Origin of the sequence: Microbacterium sp. USTB-Y, from assembly GCF_023703415.1 — a bacterium.
In the GTDB taxonomy this organism is placed as follows: domain Bacteria; phylum Actinomycetota; class Actinomycetes; order Actinomycetales; family Microbacteriaceae; genus Microbacterium.
Window position 1 is genome coordinate 266,642 of the sequence record NZ_JAGMTU010000001.1, and the last position, 12,350, is coordinate 278,991.

At 73.5% G+C, this 12,350-nt stretch carries 7 protein-coding genes; 4 read left to right on the plus strand and 3 right to left on the minus strand.

What is annotated here, in order from left to right:
• Window positions 1–7: 7 nt before the first annotated feature.
• Together J8G10_RS01205 and J8G10_RS01210 are read right to left on the minus strand one after the other, a co-directional pair.
• A complete protein-coding gene (locus tag J8G10_RS01205) occupies window positions 8–1,816 on the minus strand; it encodes an ABC transporter ATP-binding protein (protein ID WP_251438657.1) in 1,809 nt (602 codons plus the stop codon).
• Window positions 1,813–3,732, minus strand: a complete 1,920-nt coding sequence (locus J8G10_RS01210) for an ABC transporter ATP-binding protein (RefSeq protein ID WP_251438658.1) — start codon at window positions 3,730–3,732, stop codon at window positions 1,813–1,815. Before J8G10_RS01210 ends, J8G10_RS01205 begins: the two co-directional genes overlap by 4 nt.
• A gap of 485 nt (window positions 3,733–4,217) precedes the next feature.
• Here J8G10_RS01210 and J8G10_RS01215 point away from each other — a divergent pair, with 485 nt between their 5' ends.
• The 4 genes from J8G10_RS01215 to J8G10_RS01230 all read left to right on the plus strand — a co-directional run bounded on the left by J8G10_RS01215 (window position 4,218) and on the right by J8G10_RS01230 (window position 9,094).
• Window positions 4,218–5,378, plus strand: a complete 1,161-nt coding sequence (locus J8G10_RS01215; protein ID WP_251438659.1) for a M20/M25/M40 family metallo-hydrolase — start codon at window positions 4,218–4,220, stop codon at window positions 5,376–5,378.
• Window positions 5,375–6,280: a GNAT family N-acetyltransferase gene (locus J8G10_RS01220; RefSeq protein ID WP_251438660.1), complete on the plus strand. Its 906-nt coding sequence runs from the start codon at window positions 5,375–5,377 to the stop codon at window positions 6,278–6,280. Before J8G10_RS01215 ends, J8G10_RS01220 begins: the two co-directional genes overlap by 4 nt.
• Entirely contained in the window at window positions 6,277–7,386 is a 1,110-nt protein-coding gene (menC, locus tag J8G10_RS01225; protein WP_251438661.1) for an o-succinylbenzoate synthase, read from the plus strand. Before J8G10_RS01220 ends, menC begins: the two co-directional genes overlap by 4 nt.
• Window positions 7,387–7,489: 103 nt before the next feature.
• The gene (locus J8G10_RS01230; protein WP_251438662.1) at window positions 7,490–9,094 is read left to right on the plus strand and encodes a CdaR family transcriptional regulator; all 1,605 of its coding nucleotides are present in this window, start codon (window positions 7,490–7,492) and stop codon (window positions 9,092–9,094) included.
• Here the strand turns inward: J8G10_RS01230 and J8G10_RS01235 are convergent.
• Window positions 9,078–12,314: an erythromycin esterase family protein gene (locus J8G10_RS01235; protein WP_251438663.1), complete on the minus strand. Its 3,237-nt coding sequence runs from the start codon at window positions 12,312–12,314 to the stop codon at window positions 9,078–9,080. The genes J8G10_RS01230 and J8G10_RS01235 overlap by 17 nt on opposite strands.
• Window positions 12,315–12,350 lie beyond the last annotated feature (36 nt).

Below are 12,350 nucleotides of genomic sequence, written 5' to 3' on the forward strand. Positions count from 1 at the left end.
TGGCCGATCAGACCAGGGTCTGCTGCCAGGCGGCGTGCAGCTGCGCGAACTTGCCCGTGCCGGCGATGAGGGCGGCGGGGGCGTCGTCCTCGATGATGCGGCCGTGCTCCATGACCAGCACGCGGTCCGCGATCGCCACCGTGGACAGCCGGTGCGCGATGATGATCGCCGTGCGGTCGGCGAGCAGCGTCTGCAGCGCGTCCTGGATCAGCCGCTCCGACGGGATGTCGAGCGAGGCGGTCGCCTCGTCGAGGATCAGCACCGCGGGATCGGCGAGGAAGGCGCGCGCGAACGAGATCAGCTGTCGCTGTCCCGCCGAGACGCGGCCGCCGCGCTTGTTCACGTCGGTGGCATAGCCGTCGGGCAGGGATTCGATGAACGTGTCGGCGCCCACCGCCTTCGCCGCCGCGCGGATCTCCTCCAGCGTCGCGTCGGGCTTGCCCAGCGCGATGTTGTCGGCGACCGTGCCGCTGAACAGGTAGGCCTCCTGCGTGACCATGACGATCGCCCGGCGGAGGTCCTTCGGATGCAGATCGCGCAGATCCACGCCGTCCAGCGTCACGGATCCGGCGGTCGGGTCGTAGAAGCGCGACACGAGCTTCGCCAGGGTCGACTTCCCCGCGCCGGTCGTGCCGACCAGGGCGATGGTCTCCCCCGCCGGGATGTCCAGCGAGAAGTCGGGCAGGATCACCCGATCCGCCGCGTAGCCGAACTCGACGTCGTCGAAGCGCACGTGCCCCTTCGACTCCCACAAGTCCTTCGGCTTCGCGGGATCCGGAACCGTCGGCACCTCCTCCAGCACCCCGGACACCTTCTCCAGCGCGGCCGTGGCCGACTGGAAGGAGTTCAGGAACATGGCGATCTCCTGCATGGGCGCGAAGAAGTTGCGCACGTACAGCACCGCCGCGAGCAGGATGCCGACCTGGATCTCGCCCTGCGCCATGCGGATGCCGCCCCACACCACGACCACGCCGAGGGTGAGCGCGGCGACCGCCATGAGCCCGGGCTCGAACGTGCCGAAGAGCAGCATCGAGCGGCGGTTCACGTCGCGGTAGTCTCCGGCGACCTCCTGGAAGGAGACGTCGTTGCGCGGCTCCTTGCGGAACGCCTTCACCGCGCGGATGCCGGTCATGGTCTCCACGAACTGCACGATGACCTTGGCGCTGATCACGCGCGACTCGCGGTACACGAGCTGAGAGCGCTGGTAGAACCACCGCATCAGGTACACGAGAGGGATCCCCGCGAGCACGAGCACCACGCCCGACTCCCAGTCCACCAGCACGAGCGCGATGAACGTGAACACCCCGTAGAGGAGTCCCGAGGTGAGCTCGTTCAGGCCCCCGTCCAGGAGCTCCCGGATCGAGTCCAGGTCGCTGGTCTGGCGCGAGATGATCCGGCCGGACGTGTAGCTCTCGTGGAACTCCAGGCTCAGCCGCTGAGTGTGCAGGAACATGCGCTTACGCAGGTCGAGCAGCACCGCCTGGGTGATCCGGGCGGTGAGCACGGCGTACCAGCCGATGAGGGCGGATCCGAGCCCGCCGATCACGAGGAACGCCGCGCCCACGACGAACGTCGGCATCCAGTCCCCACGCTTCAGCACGGCGGGAAGAGCCGAGTTCAGCCCGTAGGCGATCAGCGCGGGACCGGCCACCTGTGCGGCGGTCGAGATCACGAGCACGAGCGCCGTGAGCGTGATCTGCACCTTGAGCGGCGCCATCAGCGATCCGAACAGCCGCATGGACCTGTTCCGGATCGCCCGGCTCTCCTCCTTGGTCAGGACGGAGCGGTCCTCGTCCTGCGTTCCGACGACGCTCATGCCTGCACCTCCTCTGCTTCTGTGCGCTCTTCGACGGGCTCGGAGCCCCCTTCGGGTGGCTCGGAGCCGCCTTCGTCGTGTTCGGCCACCGTGATGACGGGGATCGCTCCGGTGCGCACCGCCTCCTCCGCCTCCAGGCTGGAGATCACATGGCGGTAGTGCGCATTCGTGCGCAGCAGCTCGGAGTGCGTGCCCACGGCCGTCACCCTCCCGTCCTGCAGCAGCGCGACGCGGTCTGCCAGGGCCACGGTCGACGGGCGGTGCGCGACGATGAGCGCCGTGGTCTCGGCGAGCACGTGGCGCAGCGCCTCCTCGACGAGCGCCTCGGTGTCGACGTCGAGCGCGGACAGCGGGTCGTCCAGCACGAGCACCTTGGGCGACGCGGCCACGGCGCGCGCGAGGGCGAGCCGCTGGCGCTGACCGCCGGACAGGCTCATGCCCTCCTCGCCGATCATCGTCTCGACGCCCTCCGGGAGCGCGTCGACGAACGAGGCCTGAGCGACGTCGAGCGCCTCGCGGAGCACGCGCTCCGCCTCCGGGCTGCGGATGTCCAGATCGGCCCGGCCGAGCAGCACGTTCTCCCGCACGGTCGCCGAGAACAGCGTCGCGTCCTCGAACGCCATGGCGATGTGCGTGCGCAGCTCCGCCAGGGTGAGGTCGCGCACGTCCACGCCGTCGAGCGTCACGCGTCCTCCCGTCACGTCGTACAGACGCGTCGGAAGTGTCGTGAGCGTGGTCTTGCCGGATCCGGTGATGCCGACCAGCGCCATCGTCTCCCCCGGCCGCAGCACGAGATCGATGCCGTCGAGCAGGTCGCGCTCGTGCGGCCGGGCGTCCTGATAGCGGAACCGGGCGCCCTCGAACGCGAGCTCGCCGCGCGGCTCGGCGATGGTGACCGGGTTCTCCGGGTCGGTGATCGTGTTCTGCTCGTCGTAGATCTCGAACACCCGATCGGTGGCCGTGCGCGCGTCGAGCATGAACGAGAACAGGAAGCCGATCGACTCGATCGGCCAGCGCAGCACGGTCGCCATCGCGAAGTACGCGAAGAGCTCGGGCGCGTTCAGCGCTCCCTGGGCGATCAGCCAGATGCCCGCGACGAGGTTCAGCGCGAACGCGATCTCGGGCATGAGCACGAGCCAGAACCAGATCCAGCCCACCGAGCGCGCCTTGCTCAGCTCGGTCTCGCGGAGGGACTCGGCCTGCCGGGCGAACTTGACCAGGGCGTGCTTGCCGCGTCCGAACGCCTTGAGCACGCGGATGCCGTGCACGCTCTCCTCGACGCTCGTGGCGAGGTCGCCGGCCTGGTCCTGGCTGCGCCGCGTGAGCACGCCGTAGCGCTTCTCGAAGAGGAAGCCCGAGATCCACAGCGGCACGGCCGTGATCAGGAAGATCGTGCCGAGCAGCCAGTGCCAGCGGAACAGCAGGGCGGCGCCGATGACGATCGTGAGCAGGTTGACGACGAGCAGCACGAGGCCGAACGCCAGCCAGCGGCGGATCAGGCCGATGTCCTGCATCATGCGGCTCAGCAGCTGTCCGGACTGCCAGCGGTCGTGGAAGGCGACCGGGAGGCGCTGCAGGTTGGAGTACAGCTGCGTGCGCATGCGGTACTCCACCTGCGTCGCGGGGTTCAGCACGAACTGGCGGCGCAGCCACACCATGAGCGCCTCGCCGAGGGCGAGCACGGTCACGGCCACGGCGCCCCAGACGATGGCGCCGATCTCGCCGGTCGCGATGGGGCCTTCGAGCACGACCTGCAGCAGCAGCGGCACGCACAGCGCGATGACGGCGGCGGCGAGCGCCGAGAGCCCGCCGCCGACCAGGCGCCAGGCGACCGGTCTGACGAAGGGCGCCAGGCGCGCGAGCGCGCGGGGAGTGGACAGGGAGGAGGCGGATGAGGGCGTGGTGTGTTCAGACATGATTCTCAGAAGTGACGTATCGCGGCAACGGAGGGAAGGGACGAGAAGGAGCGGATGCGATGCATCCGTGCGATGAGCGGCCGGTGTGGGCCGAGGAGGACCGGAGCGGTCAGTCCTCGGCCGGGGTGAGGGGCGAACCGGTGACAGCGCTGATCGACGACGCAGTGGTGATCGTGGGCATGGTGTCCTCCTCGGTTCGACGGCCGCCGGTCGGTTGACGCGACAGCCGTCCAGCCTATGTTCGGGATCCACGGGAGCGCAAGCGTTTTCCCGAAATCGGTCTCACGGTCCCGCGGCACCGGCCGCGGGCGCCGCGTCGGGGCGATTCTCCGGTGCGAGGGGGAACGCCCCGCCGCCCGGATCCCTTCCCTGCCGGCCCGATCGTCGGATCGGATCAAACGGGGCAGCGGGTTTCGGTCGAGCGGACAGTCGGGCGGCTCCCGGGCCTCAGCAGGATGGGACCACCCCCATCCGAAGGAGCCGCCATGCCGGAACCCGTCGAGACGATGGTCGCGGAGATCCTGCGCCTCGTCCGCTGCGAGTCGCCGTCGGACGACCTCGCCGCCGTCGCCCGCAGCGCCGACGCCGTGGCCGAACTGGGCACGACCCGCCTCGGCGCGGTGCCGGAGCGGATCGTCATCGACGGACGCACCCATCTGCGCTGGCGCTTCGACGGCGCACCGCGGATCCTCGTGCTCGGCCATCACGACACGGTGTGGCCGGTCGGATCCCTCGACGAGCTCCCCGCCCGAGCCGACGACGAGACCCTCGCCGGCCCCGGTTCCTTCGACATGAAGGCCGGGCTGGTCATCGCCTTCCACGCGCTGAGCCGGCTGACCGACCTGGCCGGGATCACCGTGCTCGTGACCGGCGACGAGGAACCCGGCTCGGCGACCTCGCGGGCGCTCATCGAGGATGAGGCGCGTGCCTCGATCGCCGCCCTCGTGCTCGAGGCCGCGGGTCCGGACGGCGCTCTGAAGATCGCCCGCAAGGGGGTCTCCCGCTACGAGATCGCGGTGCACGGCCGGGCGTCGCACGCCGGGCTCGACCCCGAGCGGGGCGTGAACGCCACCCTGGAGCTCGCGCACCAGGTGCAGGCCGTCGCCCTCCTCGGCGACGCCGCGGCGGGCACCACGGTCACCCCGACGCGCACGAGCTCGGGCACGACGACGAACACCGTCCCGGCGCTGGCCTCGTTCTCGGTCGACGTGCGCGCCCTCTCCGCCGCGGAGCAGGAGCGCGTGCATGCCGGGATGCTCGCGCTCAGCCCCCGGATCGACGGCGCCCGCGTCGTGGTCGACGGCGGTGTCAACCGCTCCCCCCTTGCCGCAGACTCGTCCGCCGAGCTGTTCCGCCGGGCGCAGCGCGTCGCGGATCGGCTCGCGCTGCCCCCGCTCACCGGGATCAGCGTCGGCGGAGCCTCGGACGGCAACTTCACCGCCGGCGTCGGCACGCCCACGCTCGACGGCCTCGGTGCCGTCGGCGGCGGCGCCCACGCCGCGCACGAGCACGTGCTGATCGCCGAGCTCGAGCCCCGGGTGCGGCTGCTCGCCGGTCTCATCGACGACCTCCGCGCCGCGCCGCCCGGCCCGCCCGCGCCGGCCGCGTCCTCGACGCGGGCCCCGATCTCGAGCACGGCCCGATGAACGGCGCCACCGCCCTCGCCCCGGGCGCACGGAGCGCCCTGGCCGCCGGCGCCGACCGCGCGGCCGCGGACGCAGAGGCCGCGTCCGGCGTGGTGATCCGCCTGCTCGACGACGTGCGCGACCTGGCGGCCGTGCGCGCGCTGTACGAGGGCATCTGGCGCACGGGAGCGACGAATCCCCCGGTCACCGCTGATCTGCTGCGCGCGCTCGTGCAGGCGGGCAACTACGTCGCCGGCGCCTTCGACGACCGCGGCGGCGACCCGGATCTCGTCGGCGCCTGCTTCGGCTTCTTCGGCCCGCCCGCCGCGCGCACCCTGCACAGCCACATCGCCGGCACGGTCCCGCGGGCACGCGGGCGGCACCTCGGCTTCGCCCTGAAGCTGCACCAGCGCGCCTGGGCGCTGCACCGCGGGATCGACACGGTCACCTGGACCTACGATCCGCTCATCCGCCGCAACGCGCACTTCAACCTCGGCAAGCTCGCCGCATCGGTCGGCGCCTATCTGCCCCGCCTCTACGGCGCGCTCGACGACCGCATCAACGGCGGCGACGAGACCGACCGGATCCTGGTGCGGTGGGAGCTGGCCTCGTCGCCGGTCCTCGCCGCGGCCGCGCACCGGCCGCTCGTGGTCGACGCCGACCGGGCGCGCGCCGAGGGCGCCGCCGTCGCGCTGCGGCCGGACGATGCCGACGCCCCGCTCGTCGCGGCGTCCGACGCCGACACGGTGCTGATCGGGGTGCCCGCCGATATCGAGGGCATGCGCGAGACGGATCCGCGGCGAGCCGCCGACTGGCGGCTCGCCCTGCGCGACGTGCTCGGGGCGCTCCTCGCCGAGGGCGCGACCGTGCGCGGCTTCGACCGCGCGGGCTGGTACATCATCGACAGACGGGAGAGGTCATGAAGCTCGAGGGCGTGGAGATCCGGACGATCCGGATGCCGCTGGTGAGCCCGTTCCGCACCTCGTTCGGCACCGAGACCGTGCGCGAGGCGGTGCTCGTGCGAGCGGTGGGCGCGGGCGGCGAGGGCTGGGGCGAGTGCGGAGCGAGCGCGCTGCCGCTGTACAGCTCGGAGTACACCCCGGCGGCGGCGGCGGTGCTGGCGGACGTGCTCGTGCCCGCGCTCGCCGGACAGGGGGACCTGGATCCGCACCGCGTCGCCGCGGTGCTGTCGCCGTTCAAGGGGCACCGCCAGGCCAAGGCCGCGCTGGAGACCGCGATCCTGGACGCCGACCTCCGCACCCGGGACGTGCCGCTCTCGTACCACCTCGGCGCCGTGAAGGACCGGGTCGCCTGCGGGGTCTCGGTGGGCATCACCCCGACGATCCCCGCACTCCTGGACGCCGTCGAGGGCTACCTCGCCGACGGCTACGTGCGGATCAAGCTGAAGATCGAGCACGGCTGGGATCTGGAGCCCGTCCGCGCCGTGCGCGAGCGCTTCGGCGACATCCTGCTGCAGGTGGATGCGAACGCCGCCTACGGACGAGCCGACATCGAGCACCTCGCGAAGCTGGACGCGTTCGACCTCTCGCTTCTGGAGCAGCCCCTGGCCGCCGACGACCTCGTGGGCCATGCGGCGCTCGCACGACGGATCGGCACGCCGATCTGCCTGGACGAGTCGATCCTGTCCGCCGAGCATGCGGCCCAGGCGATCGAGCTCGGCGCGTGCCGCATCGTCAACATCAAACCGGGACGCGTGGGCGGCTACCTGGAGTCCCGCCGGATCCACGACCTCTGCCGGGCGCACGGGGTGCCGGTCTGGTGCGGCGGGATGCTGGAGACCGGCATCGGCCGCGCGGCCAACCTCGCCCTCGCCGCCCTCCCCGGCTTCACGCTGCCGGGCGACACCTCGGCGTCGGAGCGCTATTACGCCACCGATCTGACCCCGCCGTTCCGGCTCGAGGACGGGCACATGACGGTGCCGACGGGCCCGGGCATCGGCGTGGCCCCGGATCCGGACCTGCTGGAGGCGGTCACGGAATCGCGCGCCTGGATCCCGCTCGCGTCATGAACGGCGCGGCGCCCGTCGAGACGCGTCCCGGCCCCGCCCAGGGCGGCGACGAACGCCCGGGAGCGCCCGCGCCCGCCGTGCTAGCGTCGCGAAGGTGCCCCCGATGAACCACCGTCCGCAGGTGACCCTGGTGCGGGTGCTCGAGGCGCTCGACACCACGCTGCTCACGGTCGTATGCGGGACGGTCCGGCCCGATCGCACGGTCGAGGCGATCGTCATCCACGATCCGCGCGACGTGCCGGACGCCCCGCGCAACTCGCTCGTCATGGGCGTCGGCGTCGAGGATCCCGACCTCGTCCTGGGCCTGCTCCCGCTGCTCGCGCAGGCCGGGGTCACGGCGCTCGTGGTGCGGGCGCCGTTCGCCGCGGGAGAGGCCCTGCGTGCCGAGGCCGAGGCGACCGGGGTCGTCGTGCTCGCCCTCAACCCCGGCACCACCTGGGCGCACCTGGCCGGCATGCTGCGCTCGCTGATGACGCCGGGGGATCCGGACGACGCGCGTCCGGTCACCTTCGGCGGAATACTCGCGGGAGACCTGTTCGCGGTGGCGGACGCGATCGCCGCCCTGCTGGAGTCCCCCGTCACGATCGAGGACCGCAACGCGCAGCTGCTCGCCTTCTCCAACGGCCCGGAGTCGCAGCGGGCCCCCGGGATCCGTGCCAGGCCGCTGCCGCCGCAGGACATGCGCGCGCTGGAGGAGAGCGGGACGCTCGCGCGGATCGCCCGCAGCGAATGGCCGGTCGAGGTCACCGCCGGATCCGCCGGCGACGAGGTGCGCACCGCGATCGCGGTGCGCGCGGGCGACGAGGTGCTCGGCACGATCTGGGTCGCCGGCTCCCTCACCCCCGAGCGCGGCGCGTCACTGCGCGAGGGCGCCAAGCTCGTCGCCATGCACCTGGTGTGGCAGCGCACCGACGCCGACGTCGAGCGCCGGCTGCGGGCCGAGCTGCTGCGCACCGCCCTCGCCGGCGGTCCCTCCGCCGGTGAGGCCGTGCACCGGCTCGGCCTGCGCGAGGAGCCCTGCGTCGTGCTCGCGCTGACCCTGCACGGCCCTGCGGCCGAGCAGCTCCCGCACGCGCACCTCGCCGCGGAGCGCAAACGCGTCGCCGATGCGCTCGCGGTGCACCTCTCGTTCGCGCACCCGCGCTCGGTGTCGGGGCTCGTAGGCGACGTCGCCTACGGGGTGCTCCCCCTCGCCGCGGACGCGGACGACGAGGGCGACAGCGCGGCACGGGTCGCCACGGAGTTCCTCGCCCGGATGCGCTCGGCGCTGCGTCCCCTGATCGGCGTCGGGGTCGCGGTCGCGGAGACCTCGCTGCTGCCCCGCTCGCGGACCAGCGCAGACCGCGCGCTGCGCGTGCTCCGCGCCGGGATCGTCGACCGGCAGGTCGTCCGTCTCGACGAGGTGCACGCGGAGGCGCTGCTGCTCGAGGTCGCCGGGGCCGCGCGGGACATCCCGTCAGGACCCCTGGCGCGGCTGATCGCCTATGACGAGACCCACGGATCCAGCCTCACCGAGACCCTCGAGGCCTGGCTGGACGCGTTCGGCGACGTGACCGTCGCCTCGGCCGCGAAGTTCGTGCACCCGAACACCTTCCGGTACCGCCTGCGCCGTGTGGCCGAGGTCGGCCGGATCGACCTCGACGACCCGAACGCGCGCTTCGGCGCGATGATGCAGCTGCGGCTGCGCGCGATCAACGCAGAACGCTGACCGGATCCGGATTCGGATCCGGGAGCCCGAGCGCGCCCAGCAGGCAGGCCAGCCAGGCCGCGTCCTGCGCGACGATCACGTCGTGGCCCGTGCCGGATCCGTGTCCGGCGTTCTCGTACACGTGCAGCAGGATCGGCGCCGGCCCGCGCTGCGCGGCCTGCAGACGCGCGACGAACTTGCGCGCCTGCCAGGGAGGGCAGCGCGGATCGTTGGCCCCGGCCTCCACGTACAGCAGCGGATACTCGGCCGGACGCACCCGCTCGTAGGGCGACAGCGCGATCATCCGCGCCACGTCGACGGGGTCGGCGGGGTCGCCCCAGGCCTTGCGGATCACGAAGTCCAGGTACGGGTTGCGGAACCCGCCGACGAGGTCGAGCAGAGGGGCGCGGGGCAGCACGGCGCGCCACAGCTCCGGGCGGGCCGTGATCGCGTTGCCGCACATCAGCCCGCCGTCGGAGCCTCCGGTGAGCGCCAGCCGCCCCGGCGCGGCCACTCCCTCGGCGAGCAGGTGCTCCGCGACCGCGAGCAGGTCCTCGTCGCGGACGCCGCGGCGCTCGCGGTCGGCGGCGCGGAACCAGGCGCTGCCGAACTCTCCCCCGCCGCGCAGATAGGCCTGCACGAGGGTGCCCCCGGCGGCGACGAAGGCCGCGAGGTCGGGCTGGTACTGGGGCAGCGTGGGGATCCCGGCCGCACCATATGCCGAGATGAGCACGGGACCGGGCCCGGACGCGCCGCGCGGGCGCACCACGTGGTACGGGATCGGGGTGCCGTCGGGGGCGGTCGCCGCGCGCAGCTCCGCGTGCGCGTCGATCGTCACCGCCGGCTCCCGCAGCATCTCGAGCGCGCCGCCGGGACGGTGCCGGTAGACGCCCCAGGACGACGTGAGCGTCGAGAACGCGAAGACGAAGGATCCGTCGCTCGTGGCCGCGAGCCCGGTGAGCGGGAAGAACGGGGCGGCGAGCGCCCCCTCCCCGGGCAGCGGCAGCACGCCCTGCGCGGTGCCGTCGCCGCGCAGGATCCGCACCCGCGCCGCCGTACGGTGGAACTCGCTCAGGTAGAGCGCGTCGCCGACGGGGAGGACCGACCGCAGCACTGCGTCGCTCTCCGGTACCAGCTCCGCCCAGCAGGCCGGGTCGTCGGGATCGGCGGCGTCCAGCGGGATCGCCACGAGCCGCCGGCGCGGCGCGCCCCGGTCGGTGACGGCGACGTAGCGGTCTCCGACGACGTGCCCGGCCACCGTCTCCTGCCCCGGGGCGAGGAAGGGCCGCCAGCCGCCGGAGGGATCGTGCAGGTCGCGCACCGCGACGGGGAACGGCGTGCCGACCCGATGGCTGGCGACCGCCCAGCGGCCGTCCGGCGAGAACTGGATCCGGGTGTACTCGCGGGAGCCCTCCGGCAGGGGCACGTGCTCGAGCTCGGAGGGGCCGCGGACGCCCAGGTCCCGGCGGTACACGACCTGGTGGAAGTCGTGCGCCGGGCCGCTGAGCCCGAGGAACGAGAATCCGCCGCTGTCCGGACGCCACGAGATCCCGCCGCCCCAGGCGCTGTGCAGCAGCTCCGGCGGGGCGTCGTCGCGCCGCGTGGCCGAGCGCACGTCGACCAGCTCGACACGGTTGTGCTCGCTGCCGTCGGTGCAGACCCCGACCGCGAGCACCGTGCCATCCGGGGACGGGGCGAACCAGCTGAGCACCGCCGTGCGCCCGGGTCCGTCGAACTCCGCCAGGTCGACGAGCGCGCGCCCGGGACCGTACGGCTCGTCCGCGACGACGATGCGGCGCCCCTCGGCGCGGAACCACCGGCCGCCGGCGCCGACGGGCAGCTCCGGGCGGGCGCCGGCGTGGCTGCGCTCGATGAGGGCGCGCACGGCGTCGCGGTCCCGGCCCGCCCAGATCGTCTCCTCGGCGTAGGCGGCCTGCGCGCGCTGCCAGGCGCCGACCTCGGGGTCGGCGGCCGCGTCCCCCTCCAGCCAGCGGTACGGATCCGCGACGGCGATCCCGGCGACGGTCTCGACCGTCGCTCCGGTGCGCGCCAGCGGCGGCGCACCGGCCGCTGCCGGGGCGCCGAACTCGGCGCGCAGCCTCTCCAGGCGGCCCTCCACGAGCGACGCGCGCCGGAGGTGGGCGATCGCGTCGAAGGCGGTGGCGGCATCGGCGAGCGGGTCGAGCCCGGTGCCGGCGAGCGTGCCCACGACCCCCGCGAGGAGCGCGGCCGGCGCCCTGCGCAGGTCGACGACCGCGTCGCCGAGCGGGTCGAGGGCGTGCTCCAGGGAACCGGGCACGGGCTCCCGCTCGGCGAGCGACGCCTCCCAGTCGAAGGGCCGCGGCGAGCGCTCGGCGAAGGAGACGACCGGGCCGCGGCCGGAGGTCATGCCGATCACACGCAGGTCGGATCCCCAGCGCTCCTGCAGCAGGGAGCCCAGGGTGGGCCGGCCGTGCAGCGGCTCCCGGCGGACGTGCGCGTTGTGCGCGAGCACGAGGATCCGCTCCTCGCGCTCGGCGATCCAGCTCACGGTGCCGGCCATGAGCGACTCGCGTGGATAGGGTCCCTCGCCGCCCGACCACGACAGCTCGGCGAGGAAGGCGCGCAGGGTCTCGGCCGAGCGGCGCGCGAGGTCGTCGCCGTGACGCTCGACGCGGTCCAGGAGCCCCCTGATGCCCGCCCGGATCTGCTCGCGGGCCGCCTCGTCCCTGGTCTCCCAGGCGATCGCCGCCTCCGTGCGCCCTCCGAGGTCGGTGATCCGGCGCAGCTCGTCGTCGCCCGCCTCCGCGGGGATCCGGGCCAGGCACAGCCGCACGGCGGAGCCCGGGGACGTGGCGGAGCCGGGCAGGTCCATGCCCCAGAAGCGCAGCGGCGACCGGCCACGGGCGTTCTCCGCGCGCATCCACGTCAGCTGGCGCCGCACCGCCTCGGACTCGCCGAAGCCGTAGGTGAGCCCGGCGCGGGCGATGTCGCCGACCTCCCCGGGACCGCCCTGGATCCAGTCGTCCACCTCGATGCCCTCGGCGAAGCCCGACTCCCTCACGAACGCCGTGAAGCCGAGATCGCTCGCGAGCGTGCGGAACAGCCCGTCGGCGAGCCGGGCGAAGTCGTCGACGCCGTGCGCGCCCTCGCCGAGCAGCACGATGCGCGCATCGCCGACCAGCTCCCTGACGAGCGCGGGATCCCAGGGCTCGCCGGGTGCCGCCAGGGGCAGGACGTGCGTCCGGTCCGTCTCATGCATCGGGGTCGATCCTCTCACCGTGCCGGGGCCGGCCTT